Source organism: Rickettsiella grylli (genome assembly GCF_000168295.1).
Classification (GTDB): Bacteria; Pseudomonadota; Gammaproteobacteria; order Diplorickettsiales; family Diplorickettsiaceae; genus Aquirickettsiella; species Aquirickettsiella grylli.
The window spans coordinates 719,076-742,632 of record NZ_AAQJ02000001.1 but is presented as its reverse complement, the minus strand read 5'-3'; the positions used below and the strand labels follow the sequence as shown (position 1 = coordinate 742,632).

The window sequence follows — 23,557 nt, the reverse complement described above, 5'->3', positions numbered from 1 at the left end:
AATGATATCCATACTATTCATTAGCGGGTAAATTAAGTTTTCAGGAGGGTCTATGTTAATCGATTTTGCACCCCAATTCATTAACTGTTTTGTTGATTTATTACAGGCGATTGATTCGTGTCAATTCCATATTCGAACGAAGCTGATAAAGTACCCATTATGGGTCGATAATGGTCATGGGGAATTTATTAATAACCGCGATAAAGTTATTTTTGCTTTAGGAAATTTTGGCCCAACACCGGAGTTATCGCCACAAGAAACCTTTAAATGTCCTGGTGTTGTTGCCGCGACTGAAGAAACTTTAATGCTGATTAATCAGGTTAATCAATCTAAACAAGCCTTTAAACAGCTTTTGAAAGCCTGTCATCAAGCACTGGGTCAAGATGTCACTAAATTCGTACGTACTACTTTAGCACATGCCGGTTATCCAGGCGTTAAATTAAAACAGGTTTTTCGACATATTATGTTTATCAATTATCATCCGAGACGCATTGCTTGGACGAAAGGTAAACACACAACAAGTAAACATTTGTCAAAAAAAGCATCTGAAAAATTGCTCGACAAGGCAGGGAAGGGGTTACATATCGATATACAGAAAGCAAAATTAAGCCATTTACCACAGCAAACTAAACTCATAAAGCACCGTGCGATTAAGCCCGGTTGGGTTGTCAATATTGGCGCATTTAAAAAAGAGGATAATTGTTCTGTCTACGAAGATATTCGTACTGCTTTACCTTTCTTTTACTTGCATGATCAACAATTACCAAATCCAATCGTCTGTTTTAGTAAATCCGCATCTGAAACCCGTAAGATGCGTGTCGATAAGCGAATTGAGTCCGTTGCTTTTCTACCGTCTATCAGCGTCTATCGTTATAAAAAAGAACCACTTTAAGTAAATAAAGTGGTTGCAGTTTTTTTTCTTACGTGGTTAAATTTATTGGCTGACGCTATAAAGTAAAGTCAGTGCTCCATGAGGGTTTTATAACATTAAGGGAATAGTATGTTTTTATTCGAAATGACATATGTTCAAATGAATCTTACTACTATAATAAAAGCGAATATTTATAATAGCTTACCTATCACCGAAATTTGTCGATCTTCTTGTTCATCCCACAGCTAAAAATAAGCGGCTTATACGCTTAATCAAGCCTATCTATAATCAAACATAAACCTTCTTAAGAAAGATTTAATTCTATTTTAAGCTAGGCGAGCTACACTTAAGTTAGTGTTGAAGAGTGAAGCTAAAAATTTTTTAATGCAGCAGGAGTTCTTATGTTCAAACATGATCATGTTGTATCCATACAAAAAAATTTACTTGCTGGAAAATATTTTCAAGCGTTAGAGGATTTACGCAATATTGGCCATCCTATTAAAAAGGCATGGTACGATTACTGTTTGAAAGAGAAGAATGAAATATCAATCAATAAATTTACAGTAAATTCTCGATTTAAAAAATTTTTAGTTGATAACATTAACGATAGTCAATTTTCGGCTGAAAATAACGATAAAACAATTCAACAGCTTTACGATCTTAAAAATACACTATCACAACTAACACTTGTTTTAATGGTATGGAAAGATAATCCAAAATCTAAGCTGGAGCAGTTAAACTTATCCAATGCGGATAAAAAAAAATTACGCCAACAATTAAAATATAAAACCCATCTTGATAAAGAGGATCGCTATGACATTAATATCGGATTCCAAGCGGTTATTTTCATCCTTTGTCAGCAAATCAATAATGCGATAAAACAAAATTCTGCACACGATTCAGTTGATTTGAAAGATATCAGCCAATTTAAAGAAACCCTCGGAAAAGATGATTTAATCCATTTTATTTTTTCTCAGCAAGAAAATTTAAACAACGTGTTGTCTAAAAATTTAAATTCAAATAATGAACCCGTTTTATTTGAAAGTAATCCCCAAATAACTGAAAAAATAGGTGAAGCCATTGCCACGTTTCAAACACCCACTAAAAAGAAAAAAGTGCTTAAATATAGTGGCGTTGCGTTTGCATTTATTGCCGCATTAGCATCCGGAATTTCAACAGGCGCGGTGATTATTTTACTATTTCCTAGCTTATCATTTACAGCAATTACTTTAGGAGTATTAATTACTTTATTTGGATTTATGGCTAATTTTCGATTTTTATCGAAAAATTTTCCTGACTTTTTATTAAGTTTAATCAAAAAAGGTGGCATTACTGAATATATTGATCAGGATGGAAATCGGAAACAATTTTCAACACTCTACAAATATTTACTAACACCCTTAGCGATATTCGCCTCATTAACCGTGGGTGTTGGAACAACCGCATTAACCTATATCACTATTTTCGGATTAGTCGCCAAATTCTTACCAATCTTAGCCATTATTTGGCCACCATTGCCCTTTATTCTGGTCGGTATTTTAGCGGTATCCATAGGTATTACACTAACGGTTGCAACGTTAACGGCTTCTTTGGAATTATTAAAAAAGCCAGCGAGCTTAAATATGAGTTTTCTACAACTCTGTCAATTTACTTATAAAAATTGCATCGAATGGTTTAAACAGTTAAAGCATGCAAAAACCCATGAAAAAGTAGGTTTGGTCATTATGCTACTTTTGCTCCCGGTAGGGTTAGGGGGGTTAGCGTATTATCGTTACACTGCAGGGGTTGATTTATCCATTTTTATCGGATTAGCTGGCGCTATCGTGACAGGACTCGTGGCTTATATGGCGCAAATGGCCTTTATATTTTTATCCATTAATAAATTAAAAAACGCCATTATAAGGCCATTTTCTTCAGAACCGATTCAACCCGAATCTGCTAATTCTCATTCTTCACGTTTATTAAATCGGCTTCACTCTTTTTTCTCTAAAATTTGGGATCCACTGGTTCTTGGTATTAATGCAATAGGTAATTCTATATTAGTTTATAACGGTTCTCCTTTATCCATCGCAGGCGCCGTTGCCTGTGGCGTAAATTCCTTTAGCGGGAACATGTTAGCACCCGATATTCATCATGTTCAAAGAAAGCAAATTAATCAGTTTATTAACCAAGAGTATGAAACTTTTATTACTAAAACAAAGTTAAATAACGAAAATCCGCTATTAGTGAGCGATCATAACACGCAACCATCTACAACAAATAAACCTTCTCCACATACATTCTTTTTTAATCTACCTGAAGAAAAAACTGAAATAAGGCCAACACCTCATGAAGCGAATGTGTCTTCAAACCGGTGTTCGTTTTATCTTTAAACTCTGAGTTTCCCCATCTGATTGAAAAGATAGTTAGGGTTAGTATTATGAGTTATTGAAAGAATAAGGCATATTAACCGCTTGAGTCATTGTTTTTAGATCTTTAGTCTCTAAGAATTCTAAGATCATTCTTATATCATCTTCGGTTAACTGTACATTTTGATTTCTGTTTTGTTCGGAAGCGTGAGAAAACAGATTATATTTAAAGCAGGAATTGGAAAGAAGTGCGTCTATCGTTTCACTCCTTTCTTTTTTATGTAAATGAATTGCTTCTAATCTTTTTATCAGACCATCGGTATAATCGGGAAATACCTGTTCTCTTAGAAATTTTAAATCTCTGTTTGTAATAGATTTCGATAAGATATCGACATCTTTTTCGGTTAAATCATAGAAAGAAAACACTATTTTGGATTTAATTTCTTTTATTGCTTCAATTTTACGTAATGTATCCCAAACAGCTGATAATTTCTCATCCTTTTGTATGAAGTTTGGCGTTTCGTCCGCTATATTTTGAAGCATTGCACTATAAATAAGTAATTCTACTATCTCTCTATGCTCTTTTAAACGCGCATGACAAAGTGCTGTTCGACCACTATTGCTCGCTGCATCAACATAAGCCCCGCAGCTCAGAAGATTTTTTACTATTGTGGAATTACCTTGTTTAGACGCATGATAAAGAGAGGTTCTTCCGCTATTACTTGCAATATTAACTTTAGCTCCTTTATTGGTTAGTAACGTTGCAACTTCAGTTTGATCTTTAGAACAGGTACTATAGAGAACAGTAACTCCACGGTCATCCGGTAAATTAATGTCAGCGCCTGAATCTATCAGTAATTTTATAATTTCAGTATGGTTTTCTGAAGAAGCAAAAGATAATGATGTTCCTCCATAACGATTCATTGCATTAATGTTAGCGCCATTTTGAATAAGTAATTTTGCGATCTCGACATGGCCGTTTGAGCAGGCCAAATCCAATGCCGTCCCATCATCTCCATTCCCCTCTAAATTAACATCAACACCATGCTGTATGAGCAATTTTGCTATCTCAAAATTACCGTGTTTACAGGCGCAACATAATAATCCTTCTTTACATTCGCGCGTCGTTGCTTTATTTTCTAAAAACAACGCGACGATGTCATTATAATCTTCAAAAAACGCATAATACACAGGTATTATGCCATCTTGATCAACTTGATTTATGTCAGCGCCTGAATCTATCAGTAATTTTACGATTTCAGTGTGACCTTGTTGAGAAGCTTGGCAGAGAGGTGTTTTTTTTTCGCAGTTACTGAGTAAATTAACGTTAGCGCCATTTTCAATAAGCAGTTTTGCGATCCCGGTATAACCGTTTGAGCAGGCGGAATACAATAACGTTTCTCCGTTGTCCATGACATTGACAACAGCGCCATTGTTAATAAGCAATTTTGCGATCTCAGTATGACCGCATGAACAGGCCCAAGCCAAAGGTGTTCCGAAAATATTTTCTAGGTTAACATTAATTCCATACTTTATAAATAATGTTGCCGCTTGTAGGTTACCTGTTAAACAAGACGTATAAAATAATCTTTCTTTGGTTTCGTACAATGTGGCTTCATTTTTTATGAATAATTCTAGAATCTCATTATGACCTTTAAAATACGCACAATGCAGGGATGTTGTGCCATCTTTGTCAGGGAGATTTATATCAGCTCCATGTTCTATAAGTAATCTTACTATTTCGGTGTAACCTTGCTTAGAGGCTTGGTAAAGTGGTGTTGTTTTTTCATTGTTATTCGTTAAATCAACAAGAGCGCCGTGTTTTATCAGCTTATTTACTATCTCAACATGACCTTTACTACATGCGGCGTAGAGCGGCGTGTCTCCATTAAGATTAACTGAATTAACGTGAGCTCCACTTTTTATAAGTCGCTTTACTTTTTTCACGTGTCCTTTATAACAGGCATCATAGAGCGCTTCTTCAATATTGGTAACTGGATTAACGTTATCACTAATGTGGGTTCCTCTAAATACGTCCACTAGTTCGGGTGGAACGGTATGAGAATCTAGCAGGGGAGGACGTAAAGGATTAGATGATCGCTTCATATAGAAAATTCCTTATTTTCTTATTTTCGTTATCGATATTTATTGGCAATGTAATATACACCGCTTGTTTTACTCTTTTCAAGAGCATCTGCAAGAACAAGAAAAGGAATATGAAAAAGATCATCCTTTAAACTCTGGCGTAACGAATTATTTATGGTTTTTTATCATGTGAGATGCTCTATTACCATTTTAGACATTTTAATGATAATATATATCTGTTTAATGACAAATAAGGAAGAATAACAATGTCAGAAAAAAAGCAGCGAGCAAATCATGACTCTGCCTGGAAAGATATCCTTGATGTTTATATTAAAGAATGCATGGAGTTTTTTATCCTAAAATCAATAAAAAAATAGATTGGGCTGTTGGTTACGAAATTCTTGATAAAGAGCTACAATCTATCACGACCGAGGCCATGAGAGGTAAACGATTTGTCGATAAGCTCATTAAAGTGAAGTCCATTGATGGTACAGAACAAGTTGTTCTACTGCACATAGAGATACAGGGCCAAAAAGAAGATGGATTTCCTTTACGTTTATTCCAATATTATTACCGGTTATTTGATCGTTACAAGAAACCCATTCTAACTTTAACCATTTTAACCGATGATAATACGTCTTGGCATCCTGAAAATTATCAAACGAAAGTATGGGATTTTCCTGTTTTAAGTTTCAGTTTCCAGACCTGTAAATTACTGCATTATCAAAATAATAAGGAAGACTTAGAAAACGTCGATAATCCCTTCGTTATTGTAGTTTTAGCACATTTAGCCGCTATAGAGACTAAGAATGACTCGAAAGCTCGCTATAAGATAAAGTTTGCTTTAACTCGCCGTTTACTTGAGAAAGGTTACAGTCGGGACTATGTCATTAATTTGTACAAAATGATAGACTGGGTGCTCGTATTACCTAAAGCGCTCGCGCTTGAATTTAGGTCTAAAATACACGATCTAGAGGCGGCAAAAAAAGTGAGTTACATAACGAGTATTGAAAGATTAGGCATCGAAGAAGGTCTACAGCAAGGACTCGAACGAGGCCGAGAAGAGGGCCGAAGAGAAGAAGATTTAAAGATTGCTAAGAAGATGCTGGCTAAACGAATTAATCCTTCACTTATCAAAGAAATAACGGGTCTATCGTTAGTTGAACGGGTGAGTAAAAAAACTATTCGAGAATACAAAAATACAAACGGCTTACGGCTTAATCCGGTGATTTGGATCCGCCCTTACAGTTAAGCTAATACTGCCGATAAATTTTATTATCGGCAGTTAGTTTTAGCCCTGAAAAATAAGGTTTTTTCATTTTTTACTATAAATAATCTCTACTAGTCAAAAAAATATGTTGCCTATTATGTTGCCTATATAGCTATATTTTCACGTAATATTTTCTTAATAAACTCGCCTTTTTTATCTGTATATAATTCACGATTGGTTAAATGAGATTGTGATAACTGAATCTTAAGCGCTTCATATTCAAGCCTAATTTTCTGATCACGTCTTAAGATATCTCTAAATAAAACGCTATGTTCAATGGTACTATTACCGCTCTGAACAATATGAATATGATGAGTTCTTTTTTCGCCAAAGGGTGGTATGCCTTTAAAAAATCTCAAATGAGATTTATTTGGGTTCTCATTCCAAAAAACATAAGCAAATGTTTCAAGTGGCTTAATCCATTGCTTAGCTTCTTCTATAGAGTTTACAGCAATAAAAATATCAATGATTGGCTTGCTTGAAAGCTCTGGCACAGCAGTGCTACCTAAATGCTTTATTGAAACATACGATAATTGATTTGAAATTCTTTTAATTGCTTTAATTTCGGCTTCCGCTAGTTTAGTCCAATTAGTATTATAAGACTCAATAATAATATTATCTTCCGCCTCTAATTGTTTGGCTTTTGCCGAGCCGGTCTTATAATCGATCATCTGGACAAAGGAGCTTTTTCCATTGACATAGCTTTCTATATCTTCAGAAAATACTTCCGCTAATGACTGTTTTAGTCGCGAATATACTTGAGCATAATCATCATGCTCAAGCATAAATTCTTTGAATAGTATATGTCGTTTGATTTCAGGCGCACCCTGTTCAAATAAATGGATATTCAGTGTTCTTTTAGTTTTAGATTTCCAATAAAAACGGCGTCCAGCTATTCCATATTCTCCCATACAAACATAACCTAGCTTTTCAATTCATGATTAAATGAATCTATTAAAGTAATGTCTTTGACAACCGGAAGAACATCAACGATTGGCTTAGCATAAATATTGGGTATAGCGGTACTGCCTATATGATGGATTTGGATGCAGTTTTCTTTCAGGATAAATTTAATCTCATTGGCAGCATCGGCATATATATTTAACCATTCTGGATTGAATTCTGTTAATTCAACAAATTTTATTTTTTCATTTGGGTCAATCATTGCTAATCTATTGCCTACTATTACTATTTCAAATATTTTTTCCAAAACTCGTTAGGATTAATAATTTCGATATCTTTATATCCCGTTATACTCAACAAATCATTATCCCCGCTAATAATTATGCGGCAATTTGCAGCCAGAGCTACTGCAATAAATTTATCATCATCAGGATCACGAGAAACCGGTGTTTTCAACTTTATTGGTTTAAAAAGTAGACTATCTTTAATTATTAAATTGATAAATGGGGCTAAATCTACATGAGGATATTTCTTGGATAAGATATCACTTACCCTACTATATTCTTCTAAAATTTCTAGAGAAGAGACAATCTCAATTCTTTTCTCATGTCACGCATTTAATATTTTCGCAGGGCGTGGCGCGTTTTTTTAACTAATGAATAATATTCGCTTTGTTCAGGAGGAGAAATAGTTTTTAAAATAACGACGCCCTCCTCTGCCAACACTACAAATCGATCTCCTGTGTGAAGGCCTGCTTATAAACGTAAATAGAAGCTACATAGATAATAAGTGCAAAGACGATTAACAAGAGTAATCTTGAAATAACCGATAGTACTTCGTTTAATGGTTTTAATCTTTCTAGTAATTGTATTTTTACTGTTTAGGAAAATTCAGACTCATCAAGCTAAGGCTTCTAGACCTTTTTTTTCTACTAGGTTAAGTAGCTTTAATGAAGTTCCACTGGGGTGTTTTTCTCCAGTTTCCCACTTTTTTATAGTAGAGGGTGTTATATTTAAAAAAGCAGCAAACACCGGTTGGCTCACTTTCTCACGCAATCTAAGGCGCTTTATCTGACGAGGGCTTAATTCATGTACAGGAGGTAAACACAGGGCATCAAAGGTACGCATTGTTTCTGCTTCTAGCAAGCCAGCATCATACAAGCCTTTTGCAGATTCATGGACTACTTTAAGTATTGATTTTTTCATAATAAAACCTCAATAAGTTCCCCTACCTTTATTGCTCGATCTATTTGTCTCTCATCGTAAGTAAAATAAAGTTTGGCTAACATTTTCAAAGCAAGTTCTTCTTTGAGTGTAATATTGGAACGTTTATTTTTCGCAAATCCATAAATAAAAAAAGCTTTATTATTTAGTTTAAAAGCAACTAGAGTGCGTGATCCACTGCTTTTTCCACGGTTTCCAATAGATATCCTTTTTTTATAGACACAACCACCCAAATTAGCCTCATAGAGTCCCTCTTCTATTTCCTGAACAGCTTTTCTTAAAACCTCATCTTTCAATTTTTGCTCTTTTGCCCATCGATAAAATGATCGGGTTTTAAAAACTCGCATAAAAATTCCTATATCTTTAATATAGCACTTAGTGGTCTATTTCGCAAGGTGAATTAAAATAAAGTGCTTCGCATTATGTATCTTCTGAATCAGTTTTTTATAACAATCCTGATCAGACCAATATGTGGAACAGCTAATGGAAGAAGTATTTCGAAAATGATTATGTATATAAACTATACTCATACTAACGATTGTAAAGATTAGGTAGGCTAATATAAAATAGGAAATAGGTATTTTTTTGTTTTCATGAGAAGATTTTTTATTTTGTAATTTATTGTTTTCAATACTGTCTGACTAAGGCATGTAGAGAATATATATGGACATATTCAGCTATCATAGCCTTTATATAATCTATAGCTTCATCTCCATGTTTTATTTGAGTTAAATTAATTTTTTCTCGTGTTATGGGATTAATTAGTCCCTTGTGCTTAAAAGCTTCAAGCAAAGCTCTGCCATCAAAAAAATGAATGGGAGTTCCATTAACTCCGATAATTAACAAGGGAGGTGATGTAATAATATCCTGGGTTATCGGGCAATGAAAGTTAGTTTGTTCTTCGGGTGATAAACGACTTTGTATTATATGGGAAATATCATTCCATATGGGATTATCTTGTTTTTTAGTATATTGAGTAATTTCATCTGGAATGACTCTAGATTCTTTAAAATGGTTTCCAGTACTAAATTCCTGTCTATTAACAAAAAAATTAGCTTGAATGTGAGATGAGAATATATGAGATATTTCTTCTCCCCATCTACTTTCAGCAGATGCCCTACTCTGAAAAGAATTTTCAATAAGTGTTCTTCGTCGAATACTTTCAGAAGTATCAAGATTTAAATTTACCTGTAATGGCAAATGTACTATAGGTCCGATAGATATCTGACTTGTTTCGATAGCTGTCAAATCGATATTAGGTACAGCAAGGTGTATCGAATTTAAATGCTCCTCGATATATCTAGTCATATCTATAGTGATTTCAGGGACAATGTCTTTTTTTATTCTAAATGGATTTAATTTTTTCAAAATGTCAAACATATTTTTATTTATTTCGCCTTTATTTTTTTTACACTAATAAGCATTTTATCAAATCTATTTTTTTGGTCGGTTCGCGTATGATAGTCTTGTTCATTCATGGACAGCAACTAACATAATTGCTTAACTTCCCTTCCCTTCTATTCAGGGACTTTCAGGCTCATCAAACAATTTTTCATTAGCTTCAGTAATTTTTTTTGCTTTCTCAGTAATTTTTTGAAACGACCAATTCCACCAAGCGAGATTGATTAATTTGTGAATCGTTTCATCATCAAATCGTTTGCGAATCAATTGAGCAGGATTACCACCAACAATTGAATAGGCTTCTATATCTTTGGTTACAACCGATCGCGATGCAATAATGGCACCATCACCTACTTTTACTCCAGGCATGAGCATCGCATCATAGCCAATCCAAACGTCATTTCCAATGATAGTATCACCTTTATAATCTGGAGTAAGAGGTACATCTTGCCATTCATTGCCAAACGCACGAAACGGGAAACTCGAAAAACCATTGGTTGCATGATTAGCTCCATTCATAATGAAGCGTACATTAGTGGCTATTTGACAGAATTTGCCGATAATCAGCTTATCGCCAATGAAGTCAAAGTGGTACAACACGTTTTTGTTAAAATTCTCAACATTTTCAGGATCATCGTAATAGGTATATTCGCCTACGATAATGTTCGGGTTCTTCACAATGTTTTTTAAAAAGCACAGTCGAGTTATATTAGGCATAGGAAATTTAATATTTGGATTAATCATATTCTCTTTTTCTTTTTATTTACTCTCTCCGGCTTAGTCGATATAAAACATGCCGACAAAGAGGACTGTTTTTTGGTAGCTTTGGGTGATCAAAGTCGTCGTGTGGATTATGATGCATACCAATTTTTTCCATTACCCGACGGGATCTTATATTATTTTCTACGGTAAATGAAACAACTTCTTCTAACTTCAGTGTAGTAAAAGAAAAAGCGATTATCGCTTTTGCGGCCTCGGTAGCATAACCCTTCCCCAAACATTTAGAATCTAATCTCCAAGCAATTTCAACAGCAGGCGTGAAATGTGCCTCAAAGGAAGTAACTAACAACCCTACAAAGCCAATAAATTCACCATTTGATTTTAATTCTACAGCATATGCTGTAAAACCATATTTTTTATAGTGATTCATAAAACGGCGAATTAAGGTTTTTGTTGCTGCCCTATTTCCAATTTTAGGCAGAAATTCGCAGACTAAAGGATCTTGATTAATTGCCGACATTGAATCAAGATCTTGTTCTTTCCAAGTTTTAAGTATTAAACGTTTTGTTTTAAAGATAATCATCGCTTTTAAATATTTACCCCATAACCAAATTCAATAAAATTAACCCTATTAAAAGCGTTTGTTGAGCATCTGCAATTGCAAAAAGATCTTTCAAATTTTTCTGTAACTTGTCTAGTAAGTTTTTTACCTCAAGAAGACATTTACTTGGTAGTGAAACAAAAGGTCCTCCTTGCATTCGGCTATTTTGTAAAATAAGCTCATGTTGTTCCGGTGCACCACGAGAAAAAGAAAATAATAGTTTTTTAACTAAATAACTAAAAAAACGTGGTGCGCTACATGGGCTAACTAAATAAGGAGAGGCATAATAACGCGCAATTAAAGGCTCAATAACAATATTTCGCTTTAAATAATAGAATCTAGACATGGGTAGTTAATATCCGTATTTAATAAAAATAAATTTATTTTTTATTTATTGAACCAAGCAAACACTACAGTTTTAAACCATGACTGTAAATATCTTTTTTCTATATAAAGCATCAAAAATAACTGTACAAAAACAACACTTACAATAATCAAAAAAAATTGAAATATGGTAACATGAATTACATAACTTAATAATGCAATAGCTATAACGGTTAATATAATCGATATCATCGTAGCTAATAAAATAGTAGAATTAATTACACTCGTCTCTATATCTTGCAAAAAATCAGCCCTAATAATGACACGTAGAAACGTGAAATTACTACCAAATAGCATCGAAAAAATAAATAAAGTTGATAAAGTAAATGAATAATATAACCCGATTATAGAGATCAAGAGAAATAAAGGGGAAAATTTAAGGCCTATGAAGTCTCTAAATCGGGTGTGGAAAATCATCATCACTGAGGCAGAACAACCACCCAATGCAACTCCACAGACAAGCCAACCTAACATTTGACCCACATCATGAAAGCGCATAGCAGCCCACGGACCAGTAATTAAATTAAATAATTGCTGGATAGGTAGTAATAACACGAATATTATGAAAATTAAGAGTCTATCTGCGGAGTGAAAAATTGTATGGATAAATTTATTAAAGTTAATTCGTTTTCTACGTAAATTAGTAGTAAATACAGAAATACTTGTCTGCTCTTGATAGCTATAGATTGCTAAAATGCCTAAGGTTTCCAGGAAAAGTGCAAAAAAAAATAGTTCCGCTAAAGACCAAATATTTAATAAAAAACTGGCTATCATTGCTCCCAAAGCCATACCAAGTTGCGTTCCTAGTAAACTAACACTTTCAGTTTGTCTCAGACACATTTTTTTCGCTATAGCTTTAGAAATTCTTGCAGAGGTACTTTGGTAAATAAAAAAACCTAAATCATAGAAAACAATGACAAAATAGATAATATTAGATGGATTTATATACTTTAATGTACCTACACTCAAGAATAGTAAAGCTGCTATACGCAGCCATTTTATTGTCAAAAGTTGGGAATGGGTTGATATTCTATCCATCTTTGATGCAAAAAAAAATGCTGAAATAACGAAAGGTATCATAGCTAATAGAAATATATTACCTAATGGAATAAGTGGCTTCTTAAAGTTAGAAAAATAACCTGCGGTTCCTACAAAAAAGATACCTTGAGGTAAATAAATAGATAATGTTATGAAAAAGAAATTAACAATATTTTTCATATTATTGATAAACTGGCATCTGATAATTAACTGTAATCAAAAAATTACCCATAAATAGCGCATCAAGTTTTGCTGAAATTAAAGTTTTAATTGCTTCCTCTGGTGTGCACACAATAGGTTGTCCTCTCATATTAAAAGAAGTATTGAGTACTAAAGGAATACCCGATAGCTGTTCGACTGCATCAAGCAAAAGCCAATATTTTTCAGCGTAATGTCTATTAACTGTTTGAATACGCGCGGAGCCGTCAACGTGTGTAATTGCAGGGAAAATTGATTTGTATTCCTTTTTAACTGGTACTGTATAAAGCATGTGCGGAAATTCACGTCCATGAGGTATATCAAAATAATGATGAGCCTTTTCAACTTTAACTGAAGGAGCAAAAGGACGAAAAGACTCACGTTGTTTAACCAATAAATTAATACGATCCCGCATATTAGGATCGGTGGGATCTGCCAGTATACTCCGATTACCTAAAGCCCTAGGTCCAAACTCCATACGATCTTGCATCCAAGCAATGATCTTTCGATTTATTATCCACTTAGCTGCTTCCTTAACAACATCAGAAACAGAAAATTCTTTTGATGTAATTTGATCACCAAATTTTTCAATTGCTTTTTTATAATCGGTTTCATGAAAATCTGGTCCAAAATAAGGTAAATCAAAAGGCGACATGCGAGGAAGAGCAATTCCCTTCTGCTGCGCTTGTACCATAGCTGCTCCTATAGCAGTTCCTGCATCACTTGCTGCAGGCTGTATATAGATATCTTTAAACAATGCCTTACGTAAAAGGTTACCATTAGCAGTGCAATTTAAGGCAACACCCCCAGCCATACAAAGCTTTTTCAAACCAGTTTTTTCTTGCCAAAAACTAAGAATATGTAAGAGCGCTTCTTCTAATGTATTTTGTAGGGTTGCTGCTAGATCTTTATGTTGTTGTGTAATAGGAGATTCGAGTGTACGCGGAGCAAAAAAATTCTCTGATAACCATTTCCGAAGCCACGGCCAGTTTGCCTGTCAATTTCTGTTGTATTTAATTTAAACTTTTTAATAAAAATTTGGTCCTGATCACGATATTCAATAACTTCATTAAATAGCTGTTGATATCTTTTTTTATCTCCGTAAGGTGCCAAACCCATGACTTTATACTCATCAGAGTTAACATAAAATCCTAAATGTGCTGTAATTTGTGAGTATAATATCCCAATGAGCTAAATACATTATAATTTTTCAGTAAATTTATTTTTTTATTTTCAGCGGAAAATAAAGAAAGACTATGCATTTCACCAATACCGTCTGCAATTAAAACCAATGCTGAATCAAACTGACTTGGATAATACGCAGTTGCAGCGTGTGCTAGATGATGATCAACTGAAACAAACTTATTACTAACAAATTTGCCGGAGAAATGGTTTTGCCATAAATCGATTTGTAGACACTTATCAAGAACTTGTTGGTAATATACGCAACTATCTTGCGTCGTTAAAAACAAGGCATGGTAAGGCTCGTAATTAAATCCATGACAGATAAAGTCCAAATCACTTAAAGTTAACCCTGCTTTTTTTAAACAAAAATTAATTGCATTAATAGGAAACTGACAAGTATATTTTTCTCCATTAAAACGTTCTTCTTCAACAGCGGCAATTAACTGGTTATCGACCAAAATACATGCCGCTGAATCTAGTCCTTGACACATACGGTATTCTTGCTCAGTAAAATCGCTATAGTAACCTTTACGGAAATTTATAGCGCTATGTAATCCACTATATCCTAATATATTCAATATAATTCCTTATATACTAAAAATTAAAAAACAAAGTCTCTTGTAAAAAAAGACTGTTCTTTTCCAAAAATTCCTAATTAAAACTATTTAATATAATTGTATTATAATATTCCTAAATCCAGATTATCGTGTAGGGAAAAAATTACATTATTTGTAAGTGCTGGATAGAATTTTGTTATAATCCACGGTATATCCTACTAAATATTTCGGGTAATTAGTACTCACAACACAAGCAATATAGGATTTATCAACATCTAAAGTAAAGGGAGGCATCCCTTTAAAAAGTATCCAATGTGATATATCTGAATTCTCTTTCGAAGAACGATAGAATGGGATAAGTAACAAGGTAATTTTTAGCTATTTGATCCTATATTGAAGTATCACAAGAAAATGAAAGTTACGTCAGCAATTCGATTTAGATAGTGTAGCGTTAGCCATGGGATCAGCAGGATTAAGCAGTGAAATAAAGATAGCGAATCCCTTAGAGCGAAGTATCGTAGCCGATTTGAGTGTAGCGGCTATGGGTGGCGTGGTACGCGGACGAATCGATGTTGAAAACTTAGCCATTCAATTGATTTCTGATAGTGCTCGGTATGCAGTGCAACAATCCTATGCAAATTCATCATCAGATGAATATCATCAAAGCCAAAGAGCGAGCCGTGGTGAAGGACACATTACGCAAACTACAATAGAACAACAATGGGAATCACAATTAATTAACGATGCAGAATTCACTGCGAATAGACAGTTACCGTCGGTAACATTTGATGTATCAGTATGTAAATCACCAGTTCGGCCAAATTTTGCATTCAAATAAGCACGCCTTACTGCAACGTACCGGAGGACGGGTAATTGGTAATGTTCAGAAATTGGAACGATTGGGATTTTTTGGCAAGCAGGTTGTTCCGAAAACGGCAGTTAATGACGCATCTTCAATAGATTATCAACACCTCGCCAAAATCCACTGGGATTCCTTGCAGGAGGTGGTTTTGGATGATAAAAATGACTCACTTCTTCGCCAACACGTTGTCCAAGTTGTTGTGATACATAAGAATTATTGACATATATTTTTTGTCATGAGCGTTTTTTATGTTTTTCGAATAGAATTTTAAATTTTGATAAATACTATTATCGGCAGTTAGTTTTAGCCAGCGCGTTCTAGCGTTAAATGACTTAGATCAGTTTGATTTGCTAACTCCCGTCTTTAATAAATGTTTTATTACAATTCTATCTTCTCTTATTATTTGATTAAAACATTTGCCCATTTCTATCCTCAAAATAGACTAGTTTAACTTCCTTAAGCCAAGAAGTAATGTTTCGAACATCGCACCTCTCCAATAAAACGCTTAGCGGCGCATCATAAAAAACGGAGAACGTGTTTCGATAGTGTCGGTATCTGTATCACATACTTCGGGGTTTTCTTGATCGTTTTTTAATGTTTCTGCTATCATCTCCTGAACTTCTACTATCATCTCTTGAGCTTTTGATATCGTCGCATCTTGTCTCGTTCTTAGCGCCTTTATTCCTGCTATTGTCGCATCTAGTTCCATTATCCTCGCGTCATGTCTTGCTTTTTCGTTCGCATAAAACTGAATATAATCCTCGGTAAATGCTTGGTATAAACGTGTATATTCTTGTAATCGTTCCTCTAAGGATTTCTCGCGCTGGCGTTGTTGTTTCTTCAACGTCGATTCCTGAGGAATGAAGCCTCGCATGATCCTAACGTCTCGATTCAGCTGACGAATGCTTTTTGTACGAAAGTCTAAAAACCGACAACAACACGCATGCTGTATCTGATAAATCGATTCCTTCGGCGAGGCATGTTTATCCGGATGAAATAGTAATAGGTCTTTTTTAAAACAAGCCATTAATTGGCGTTGTAAGGCTTCGGATGGGGGAATAGCGTCCTGATAGCACAGGCTTCCTGATTTCAGCTCCTCCACTAACGCATGATGCTGATTGAGCTGCGATTGAATGAGGGTATAACATTCATCTAAGCGCGCTTCTAAAAATGACCGCATCGTTGCTTCCTGATCGGGCCTGTCTTTTTCTGCCAATAGCTGCGTTAGCTCCTCGAGCGTGGACGGAAGCTGATCATTAAAGCGATTATCCGTTAGCCCGTGCGATCCACTGAGCGGGACAAACGAGGACGTATCATTGGATAGCCTCTCCTCCTCACTATCCACGCTATCGGATTGAATCACCGGCCACTGGGGTGTTGAATCTGGCATGAAGGGTGTATCACTACTGAATGAGCTCTCCTCGCTGTGTACTGTATCCGGCGTAACCTGCGATTGCATTGAATTCGGCATGAAGGCAGCAGCAGTGTCTCTCACCTGCAGCGCACGCTTCAAACACAAATTTTTAAATCGATTCATCATTTCTCTCAACCCTCGATATTCTTCTTTTAAGGTATCCTGTACGAAAGTTTTCTTTTCCCAGGCTACGCTTTTTAATTCTTTTTTCAATAACTTCAAAAATCTCGCTTTTTGTTTTTGCGCATCGTCGTGGTAGCGATCGAGAAATTCATCCATGGTGACGTCTAAGCTGCTTAACTGTCTATCGATCATCTTTACACATTGATCGATATCCTGCCGTAAATAAACCAACAGCGTCTGCGTTATCGTAACGTCCACTGGAAAATGACTGTTCGACAATGCCGGCACCGGTCCTTCTTGCAATAACGCGCGAAAGGAAAGACACTGTTGATAATAAGACCAAACGGCTATCTTCCTGTTAATCCGAGTCACTAAACGCAACACCCATCGGATAACACGCGATTTTTTTCGATACGCACGAATCTGATGTTCCAGTTCTTCTGGTTTAACACCAAATAAGCGGAGTTCGTTTTCCAACACGTGGTTTTCATATGACCAGAGTGGGCGCGTTTTAGAGATCGCAGGACTCACCTGAATCACGTTGGCCCAACATTGCCAGGAAAAACCTTGGAACGGTCGCTTCGTTAATCGTTGACCGACCTCCTCAAGAAGTAATCTGTCGAACATCATACCCTCCGATAAATGCAACGGCTTAGCGACGCGCCGTAAAAAACGGAGAACGTGTTTCGGCAGCTTCCGTATCCAGTGTCGCGTGGGTTTGCGGCAACGTTCGACGACGACGAGCCATGAGTAACGCTCTTAACCTTTTTATTTCTGCATCCGCCGCAGCTTGCTTCGCATCCACCTCTGCTTGCTTCGCATTAGCCTTCGTTTTCCAAACCTCAGCCTCAGCCTGTTTTTCCGCGATCTCTGCTTGCTTCGCATCCACTTCTGCTTTCATTTTTGCCATTTCTTGCGCATGTTTTTCTTTTAACTCTGTTTGCTTCTCTGCGAGTGCTTCAGCATCTTCTTTATATTTATTCGTCAGCTTATTTTGTATTTTATTTAATTCAGAGATCAATTGTTTTGAAAAGCGCATGACGTCATCGTGCAGATTAGATGCCCAAAATCGACCCTTCTGTGCTTTTTCAGAAATTTCCATCATTTTTTCAAAGCATTCTCTTGCGGCTTGAAACTCATGACTACCAGGTCCTGTATCACCAGAACCGACAATACGTTGAACACTGCGCTCTAAATGATATTTGATTCCTGAAAATTCTTCTGGCCTTTTTGCTGCAGTATCCTCTTTCCATATAAAAAACAGACCCGATTTAAGCATCGCAATCAGTTGATTAATCACATTATCTTTTTCTCGTTGGTGTAGAATAACGGCATAACGATCCAAATGTTTTATCAAGGATTGATAAGGGACGAGCAAATCAGGATAGGTCTCTAATTGTTTTTCTATTGCTCCCATGGCGGTGTCATCTTGAATAATGTGCTCCAATAACGCTTGCTTAAATGACTTCATCTCTTGCGCGTTATTTTTGAATGCTTTCACTAAAAAAGCCTCTTGCACATCCATCACGGGTTCAAAAATATTGATAGACGTCCCCAGTAAGAGACGCAACGCCTTTATATTCTTGATTTCATACACTTTATCCAGTAAAAAACGAGCGATACTCTGATTTTTATCCGGATGCGGATTGTTTAAATTCAATTGAAACAACGACAAATGATCCTTGAGATAGTCCCAGTTATCCTGATAGACTTTGGGTAATGTCGAACGGGCTTCCTCCGAATGTTGAAGCAACTCAGGATCCTGCTCTCCGATTAAATAAGCAAAAAGTTTCAGTGCGTTTTGTTCCTGATTTTTCCTCATACTTTTACGTGAGTTGTTTTCGAGTAGTCTACCGGCCACTTGGGCTTCATTGACGGTTGCATCGATGAATTGACTCACTACACTCACCGCCCCTTCAGCCAGTTTCATCTTCGGTCCAGCAGCGTTATGTAAGGAAGCGCCGCCATAGGTAATCGGCTGCACGGCGTTGATCTTAACGAGCGCGTTAAGTGCAAGATTCAATAGACTTTCCTCTGATAAACGTTCCTGTTTAAATCGTTGTTCGGGTGTTTCTTTTAAACGTTCGGTTAACGCTTGATATTCTTGGGCCAGCACTCTGTTTACAAACCGTTCATCCTGAGACCGAAGCACTGGAAAAATAATAGGCGTTTGATAATTATTCTTTGCTAATGTAAGTAGGCCGGAGCAATTCGCATCATTCAGCGCGGTGTTTTCGAAATTCGCCTGTTTTAATACAGGGTGTTCCGCAAGTTTTAACCCTAAATTTTCCCAGTCAAGAAGTTTTCCTGCGACGATGCCTAACGATAGATCGAGGAGGTATTTATTTTTAGATAAAAACGTACAGAGTGATACACTGCCTTGATGTAATAAAAAGGGTGCTAAACTCAATGTGGTTAAGGTGTGATGTTGTGTTAAATGGATCAATAATCGCCGATGAAAATCGATATTGAGGTAATCTTTTTCTTCCGATCCTTCCTGAAAATAAACACGTTCAAGTTTAATTGAACACCACGCAAGCCCTGATTGAAAGACACTGAGCAATTCTTTTGCAAGTTCATTTCGAGAGAGTGTCAGTTTAGTTTCGACTTGCTCTTCGTTGAATTGTTCAAACGCTGCAATCCGCTGGGCAAAATGAGAAGAACCATTGGTACTTTCAGCGCTACTGGAGCTGTCAGACCGTCTTATACAAATAGAATTTTTTTTTAATACGGGAACTGCTGCCGATCGGCGGTAGGGATCAAGTCTCACATTATTTAAATGAAATCGATAGGTGACACCCGAATCAAGTTCTTCAAAACTCGCTTTTAATTTTTTAAGCTGCTTACTCGTTAAGTAGTGGTCTTGATAAATAAAAAAACCATCTCTTTTAAATTGTTTTAACGCGTCACCAAATGCATTCATTTCTATGGGTTCCATTATTTTAATTATGTGCTGTCAATTTTATTACACATTTAACAAAAAGTTAAATGTATTTTTTTAGCCTATCGAACGACAACGACACATTATTTTTAATATTAAAAAAGTAAACGTCAGCAAAAACATTTCTAAATTATTTTTTTTCGATCTATTGGATGTCTTTATACATTATAATAGTGAAGCGTTTCTTTTTTTACACTGGAGTAGAAAAATCGATGCAAAAGAAAATAGTTATATTTATTTCACTTTCTTGTTTGGCAGCGTCTACTTTAGCAGTGGCTACAGAGAAAGCGAAAACTTACATTCTCCAAGGCCTCATTGAGAACATACATTTTGCGGCTGATAAAAACGGTAATAATAATCGCTGCTATATCGCGATTAGCGACTCGAATAATAATTATTACTCGAACGGTTATCATTTTGCTGCAAGAGATATCTGTTTAATGGCGCAAAAGGCATTTATATTGGGTTTAGAGGTTCAAGCAAAAGCGCAAGGTGAAGTGGGATGGGGTCCAAATTATATTGTGGATATGCATTATGCAAATAGAAATGCCTGTTGGCCCCAAGCCCACTACGGTCAAGAATGTAAAAATGAAAGTGAAACAATGAGCCAATCAATTAAATAGCATCATTGATGTATTAATTTGTGTAATGAAGCAGAGAAAAAGAACGATGTTTTACGCTCTACAATTTTTAAGCTTTGCCCTGCTATTTTTTTATAGTTCTTTTTCACTGGCTATCACGTGTTCAGTTGATTTTAGTTCTCCTAAATCCTATGTGGATTCATTAAATAAAATAAGAGAGCGTATTGGCATACGACTTCCAAATTTAACCACTTCTCAAGGAAATATGAGCATCAGTGTTTTCGTTTTATCGCCCAGCGCCTCCAACATCGGTATCATTGTAACCTTACAAGGAATTGATTATGATGATCCGAATACAAGCGTTCCAATAAGATTAGTTTTATCACCTGAGAATCTTTACCTCGCAGGTTTTATTCAAGGTAATACTTTTTATAGATTTCGAGATAGACAAAATACGGTTCTGCCGAGTGACATCCATGTACAAATCGTTGATCTCACTACAGGTTCAGATTATACGGAGCTTGAACGAGTCGGCGACGTTCGTCGCGATAGATTACAAATAAATAGGCATAGCTTGGTAACGAGTTATCGTGATTTAAATCAGTTCTCAGGAACCGCCCTCAATCAAGCTTCCGCGCGAGCGATGCTACGGTTTATAACCGTACTTCCAGAGGCCTTACGATTTAGGCAAATACAAAGAAACTTTAGACCCGTCCTGAGTCAAACCGCCAGTAATTCACATTATATCATGAGTCCTTCTAACATCAGTCTAACACTCAATTGGGGAGGATTAAGTGCGACTTTACCGAGCTATAGCCCTGATTCAACCCAGGTGCAAGTAGGAAATATTCGATTAAATGGACTCACAGAAATTTTGTACGCAGTAGCATTATTACTTGACTGCTATCATCGACCTAAAACAAATGTCTATGCACAATGTTCTATGGCGGATCCAATCGTTATCAATAAAGTAATCTGGGATAAAAAAACCTTATCCACTATTCTTAGTGAGTAAGGCCTTTATTCACTATGGCTTAAAAAATTCACATTTCAACAGATTACTTATTTTTGATAGACCAGTGCCCTGCACTCAAAGCCAGAAAATGACATAAACTCGGTAGAGATTATGATTTCATTAGAAAGGTCAAAGACTACGCTGATAGGTGCATAACCAGAAAATTTTCCAGCAACAATTTCCATGACATTAACCTCCTTCTTTCTAAAAAAATTAGTTAATGTAAACATATCTCCTTGTGGATTTTCTAGTACGATTCCTAAAGTATATTCGTCTCCCGTAAGATAATGGACAAGCCTAATTTTTTTATTCTTCACTGCATAGATTATATCTTTTTCTTCTAGCATTACAGAATTATAGTTTGAATCTCTCGCTATAAAAAAAATATAAAATTTATTACTATAAGGACAGATTGATCCAAAAGTATTTAAACACTCTCCAATCAGCTCGATTCTACTGAATTCTTTAATATCACTAAACAATGAACGGTTCATTTAATTATCTCTAGCTAATCAATTTTTTTAGATTATTCACACTCCATTTATCCATTCATATAGAAATTTTCAGCTAAACCACATTTTTTATAAGTGGTTTTATTATTCATTTCAATGGGGAAAATATCAAATTTAAGCGAATGACCTTCGAAATCCCAAGCACGTGAACGCATCTGACCTTCGATACCTTGAATAATCGCGTGCACCGTAAACCCCCCTAAAATCCAAAATATCCAAACGCTGGGATCGACGTGAGAATCAACAAGCAAAGAGGGTTTAGACGTATAACTTAGACGAACTGTAGGAATGTTATTATCCTGATGTAAATAAACGGAATAGATCCCTGAAAGGGAGAAAGTAACATAACTACTCTTTTTAACGACATCACATCGACCTGTGGTATTAATAATTACAATTTTGTTATCTAAAATTTTTATCGTCGCATTATCGAAATAAGGTCTATATCCGGTGGAAACTTTTTCCAAAGGGATAAGCCCATTGTTTCCGATAGTGTGCATTTCATTTATTTTAAAATTAGAAATACTCGATCCCTTAAATAACCCGGGTAAACCCGGTAAAATTACTCGCTCAACAAATGCCCATTTTGCGATAGCGAAACCTACTGACGATCCTTCTGCAATTAAAAAAGGATCAAATTGAAGTTGTAGATCGGCTATCTTAGGTGGTTTTTTATTAATTTCCAAAATAGCAAGAATACCTAATGAACCTAATTTACCATTGATAGATTCGTTATATGAATACTGAATTATACAGGGTTTCATCCAACTAATTTCACTACCGCTTGGAAGATTTACGAGATAAGAAAAAACAAATTTGAGTTTTTCTTGATTGTCTACAATCATCTCTGCCATGCGTTGACTGAAAATTGCTGAAGAAAATTTTTCATTACTTGGAAAAAGATCATTGATATCATCCTCTAAAATGACAATATTACCCTCCCCAGACCGTAATAACGACCGCTTGGTAATGACGTTTTTGCAGTTGAATCGAAGCTGTGTCTCAGTATTTATATCAGTTCCTACAAAGGTAAGTTCAATTTCGAGCTTAGGACAAATCCCGTCAACAATAATGTCTATTTTCTTTCCGGCAATTGTCGTTGACAGTTTTCCTTTTTTTATAGGCGTGATAAAATTAATGCGTTGTGAGCTACCTCCGGGTACAATCTGCCAGTTACCAAACACGCCCGTTATATAATCACCACTATCGTGTCTATAAGAAAAGTCGCTAATCATTAAATTTCGAGATTGTTCAAGTTCGCAATTAACCGCTTCACATGAAGTTGCACAGACAATGTCCCAGTTATACATATCCATTTTTACTCC

21 protein-coding genes and 3 pseudogenes are annotated in these 23,557 nt (G+C 35.7%); 6 read left to right on the top strand and 18 right to left on the bottom strand.

Translation table 11 applies throughout. The annotated features are described in order from the left end of the window. Positions 1-52: 52 nt before the first annotated feature. The gene (locus RICGR_RS03450; RefSeq protein WP_006034839.1) at positions 53-892 is read left to right on the top strand and encodes a DNA replication terminus site-binding protein; all 840 of its coding nucleotides are present in this window, start codon (positions 53-55) and stop codon (positions 890-892) included. A 380-nt stretch (positions 893-1,272) separates the two neighbouring features. Further along, positions 1,273-3,243: an MFS transporter gene (locus RICGR_RS03445; RefSeq protein ID WP_006035628.1), complete on the top strand. Its 1,971-nt coding sequence runs from the start codon at positions 1,273-1,275 to the stop codon at positions 3,241-3,243. A gap of 45 nt (positions 3,244-3,288) precedes the next feature. Here RICGR_RS03445 and RICGR_RS03440 read toward each other — a convergent pair whose 3' ends face one another. Next, the gene (locus RICGR_RS03440) at positions 3,289-5,325 is read right to left on the bottom strand and encodes an ankyrin repeat domain-containing protein (protein WP_006035428.1); all 2,037 of its coding nucleotides are present in this window, start codon (positions 5,323-5,325) and stop codon (positions 3,289-3,291) included. A 316-nt stretch (positions 5,326-5,641) separates the two neighbouring features. Here RICGR_RS03440 and RICGR_RS03435 point away from each other — a divergent pair, with 316 nt between their 5' ends. Further along, positions 5,642-6,556 (top strand): RpnC/YadD family protein, encoded by a 915-nt coding sequence (locus RICGR_RS03435; protein WP_050764009.1) that lies wholly within the window; start codon positions 5,642-5,644, stop codon positions 6,554-6,556. Positions 6,557-6,678: 122 nt separating this feature from the next. Here the strand turns inward: RICGR_RS03435 and RICGR_RS07470 are convergent, their stop codons facing one another. The 13 genes and pseudogenes from RICGR_RS07470 to RICGR_RS08020 form a co-directional block, all read right to left on the bottom strand. Next, complete coding sequence (locus RICGR_RS07470) at positions 6,679-7,245, bottom strand: GrpB family protein (protein WP_240992262.1); 567 nt, start codon at positions 7,243-7,245, stop codon at positions 6,679-6,681. A 54-nt stretch (positions 7,246-7,299) separates the two neighbouring features. Next, a pseudogene (locus RICGR_RS07915) lies at positions 7,300-7,739 on the bottom strand (GrpB family protein); the annotation flags it as partial. 23 nt (positions 7,740-7,762) lie between these two features. Continuing rightward, on the bottom strand, positions 7,763-8,074 hold the full coding sequence (locus RICGR_RS08140) for a putative toxin-antitoxin system toxin component, PIN family (RefSeq protein WP_081441681.1): 312 nt from the start codon (positions 8,072-8,074) through the stop codon (positions 7,763-7,765). A 302-nt stretch (positions 8,075-8,376) separates the two neighbouring features. Further along, positions 8,377-8,682, bottom strand: coding sequence for a helix-turn-helix domain-containing protein (locus RICGR_RS03415; RefSeq protein ID WP_006035614.1), 306 nt, complete (start codon positions 8,680-8,682; stop codon positions 8,377-8,379). Next, positions 8,679-9,047, bottom strand: coding sequence for a type II toxin-antitoxin system RelE/ParE family toxin (locus RICGR_RS03410; RefSeq protein WP_006035088.1), 369 nt, complete (start codon positions 9,045-9,047; stop codon positions 8,679-8,681). The genes RICGR_RS03415 and RICGR_RS03410 overlap by 4 nt, the downstream gene beginning before the upstream one ends. A 280-nt stretch (positions 9,048-9,327) precedes the next feature. Next, the gene (locus RICGR_RS03405; RefSeq protein WP_006035711.1) at positions 9,328-10,080 is read right to left on the bottom strand and encodes a hypothetical protein; all 753 of its coding nucleotides are present in this window, start codon (positions 10,078-10,080) and stop codon (positions 9,328-9,330) included. A 141-nt stretch (positions 10,081-10,221) separates the two neighbouring features. Beyond that, on the bottom strand, positions 10,222-10,845 hold the full coding sequence (locus RICGR_RS03400) for a CatB-related O-acetyltransferase (protein ID WP_006035251.1): 624 nt from the start codon (positions 10,843-10,845) through the stop codon (positions 10,222-10,224). Between the two features lie 19 nt (positions 10,846-10,864). Further along, positions 10,865-11,404 carry a GNAT family N-acetyltransferase gene (locus tag RICGR_RS03395; RefSeq protein ID WP_006034820.1) on the bottom strand — a complete coding sequence of 180 codons (540 nt, stop codon included), beginning with the start codon at positions 11,402-11,404 and terminating at the stop codon, positions 10,865-10,867. A gap of 13 nt (positions 11,405-11,417) precedes the next feature. Beyond that, on the bottom strand, positions 11,418-11,768 hold the full coding sequence (locus RICGR_RS03390) for a hypothetical protein (RefSeq protein ID WP_006035453.1): 351 nt from the start codon (positions 11,766-11,768) through the stop codon (positions 11,418-11,420). A gap of 41 nt (positions 11,769-11,809) precedes the next feature. Next, positions 11,810-13,024 carry an MFS transporter gene (locus tag RICGR_RS03385; protein WP_006034995.1) on the bottom strand — a complete coding sequence of 405 codons (1,215 nt, stop codon included), beginning with the start codon at positions 13,022-13,024 and terminating at the stop codon, positions 11,810-11,812. A 1-nt stretch (position 13,025) separates the two neighbouring features. Then, a complete protein-coding gene (locus RICGR_RS07910; protein WP_275113652.1) occupies positions 13,026-13,697 on the bottom strand; it encodes a carbamoyltransferase C-terminal domain-containing protein in 672 nt (223 codons plus the stop codon). Between the two features lie 48 nt (positions 13,698-13,745). Next, positions 13,746-13,988, bottom strand: a pseudogene (locus tag RICGR_RS08025) (carbamoyltransferase N-terminal domain-containing protein); the annotation flags it as partial. Then, a pseudogene (locus RICGR_RS08020) lies at positions 13,943-14,718 on the bottom strand (carbamoyltransferase N-terminal domain-containing protein). The pseudogenes RICGR_RS08020 and RICGR_RS08025, both read right to left, overlap by 46 nt. A 523-nt stretch (positions 14,719-15,241) precedes the next feature. Between RICGR_RS08020 and RICGR_RS03365 the strand changes: the two are divergent. Continuing rightward, positions 15,242-15,622, top strand: coding sequence for a hypothetical protein (locus tag RICGR_RS03365; protein ID WP_006035305.1), 381 nt, complete (start codon positions 15,242-15,244; stop codon positions 15,620-15,622). A 529-nt stretch (positions 15,623-16,151) separates the two neighbouring features. Here RICGR_RS03365 and RICGR_RS03355 read toward each other — a convergent pair. Next, positions 16,152-17,813 (bottom strand): hypothetical protein, encoded by a 1,662-nt coding sequence (locus RICGR_RS03355; RefSeq protein ID WP_240992211.1) that lies wholly within the window; start codon positions 17,811-17,813, stop codon positions 16,152-16,154. 22 nt (positions 17,814-17,835) lie between these two features. Further along, on the bottom strand, positions 17,836-20,106 hold the full coding sequence (locus RICGR_RS03350; protein ID WP_006035133.1) for a coiled-coil domain-containing protein: 2,271 nt from the start codon (positions 20,104-20,106) through the stop codon (positions 17,836-17,838). A gap of 230 nt (positions 20,107-20,336) precedes the next feature. On the opposite strand from RICGR_RS03350, the gene RICGR_RS03345 reads away from it, so the two are divergent. Together RICGR_RS03345 and RICGR_RS03340 are read left to right on the top strand one after the other, a co-directional pair. Next, positions 20,337-20,747 (top strand): hypothetical protein, encoded by a 411-nt coding sequence (locus tag RICGR_RS03345; RefSeq protein WP_006034941.1) that lies wholly within the window; start codon positions 20,337-20,339, stop codon positions 20,745-20,747. Positions 20,748-20,793: 46 nt separating this feature from the next. Further along, a complete protein-coding gene (locus RICGR_RS03340; protein WP_006035658.1) occupies positions 20,794-21,720 on the top strand; it encodes a ribosome-inactivating family protein in 927 nt (308 codons plus the stop codon). 47 nt (positions 21,721-21,767) lie between these two features. Here the strand turns inward: RICGR_RS03340 and RICGR_RS03335 are convergent, their stop codons facing one another. Both RICGR_RS03335 and RICGR_RS03330 read right to left on the bottom strand, forming a co-directional pair. After that, complete coding sequence (locus RICGR_RS03335) at positions 21,768-22,214, bottom strand: hypothetical protein (protein ID WP_006034732.1); 447 nt, start codon at positions 22,212-22,214, stop codon at positions 21,768-21,770. 47 nt (positions 22,215-22,261) lie between these two features. Beyond that, positions 22,262-23,548: a TULIP family P47-like protein gene (locus RICGR_RS03330; RefSeq protein ID WP_006035900.1), complete on the bottom strand. Its 1,287-nt coding sequence runs from the start codon at positions 23,546-23,548 to the stop codon at positions 22,262-22,264. Positions 23,549-23,557: the final 9 nt, after the last annotated feature.

Excerpts from the sequence above, each read along its gene's own strand:
- RICGR_RS03450 (WP_006034839.1), top strand. The coding sequence starts at position 53 with ATGTTAATCGATTTTGCACCCCAATTCATTAACTGTTTTGTTGATTTA.
- RICGR_RS03445 (WP_006035628.1), top strand. The coding sequence starts at position 1,273 with ATGTTCAAACATGATCATGTTGTATCCATACAAAAAAATTTACTTGCT.
- RICGR_RS03440 (WP_006035428.1), bottom strand. The coding sequence starts at position 5,325 with ATGAAGCGATCATCTAATCCTTTACGTCCTCCCCTGCTAGATTCTCAT.
- RICGR_RS03435 (WP_050764009.1), top strand. The coding sequence starts at position 5,642 with ATGCATGGAGTTTTTTATCCTAAAATCAATAAAAAAATAGATTGGGCT.
- RICGR_RS07470 (WP_240992262.1), bottom strand. The coding sequence starts at position 7,245 with ATGATCGATTATAAGACCGGCTCGGCAAAAGCCAAACAATTAGAGGCG.
- RICGR_RS03415 (WP_006035614.1), bottom strand. The coding sequence starts at position 8,682 with ATGAAAAAATCAATACTTAAAGTAGTCCATGAATCTGCAAAAGGCTTG.
- RICGR_RS03410 (WP_006035088.1), bottom strand. The coding sequence starts at position 9,047 with ATGCGAGTTTTTAAAACCCGATCATTTTATCGATGGGCAAAAGAGCAA.
- RICGR_RS03405 (WP_006035711.1), bottom strand. The coding sequence starts at position 10,080 with ATGTTTGACATTTTGAAAAAATTAAATCCATTTAGAATAAAAAAAGAC.
- RICGR_RS03400 (WP_006035251.1), bottom strand. The coding sequence starts at position 10,845 with ATGATTAATCCAAATATTAAATTTCCTATGCCTAATATAACTCGACTG.
- RICGR_RS03395 (WP_006034820.1), bottom strand. The coding sequence starts at position 11,404 with ATGATTATCTTTAAAACAAAACGTTTAATACTTAAAACTTGGAAAGAA.
- RICGR_RS03390 (WP_006035453.1), bottom strand. The coding sequence starts at position 11,768 with ATGTCTAGATTCTATTATTTAAAGCGAAATATTGTTATTGAGCCTTTA.
- RICGR_RS03385 (WP_006034995.1), bottom strand. The coding sequence starts at position 13,024 with ATGAAAAATATTGTTAATTTCTTTTTCATAACATTATCTATTTATTTA.
- RICGR_RS07910 (WP_275113652.1), bottom strand. The coding sequence starts at position 13,697 with ATGTCGCCTTTTGATTTACCTTATTTTGGACCAGATTTTCATGAAACC.
- RICGR_RS03365 (WP_006035305.1), top strand. The coding sequence starts at position 15,242 with ATGGGATCAGCAGGATTAAGCAGTGAAATAAAGATAGCGAATCCCTTA.
- RICGR_RS03355 (WP_240992211.1), bottom strand. The coding sequence starts at position 17,813 with ATGATGTTCGACAGATTACTTCTTGAGGAGGTCGGTCAACGATTAACG.
- RICGR_RS03350 (WP_006035133.1), bottom strand. The coding sequence starts at position 20,106 with ATGAATGCATTTGGTGACGCGTTAAAACAATTTAAAAGAGATGGTTTT.
- RICGR_RS03345 (WP_006034941.1), top strand. The coding sequence starts at position 20,337 with ATGCAAAAGAAAATAGTTATATTTATTTCACTTTCTTGTTTGGCAGCG.
- RICGR_RS03340 (WP_006035658.1), top strand. The coding sequence starts at position 20,794 with ATGTTTTACGCTCTACAATTTTTAAGCTTTGCCCTGCTATTTTTTTAT.
- RICGR_RS03335 (WP_006034732.1), bottom strand. The coding sequence starts at position 22,214 with ATGAACCGTTCATTGTTTAGTGATATTAAAGAATTCAGTAGAATCGAG.
- RICGR_RS03330 (WP_006035900.1), bottom strand. The coding sequence starts at position 23,548 with ATGGATATGTATAACTGGGACATTGTCTGTGCAACTTCATGTGAAGCG.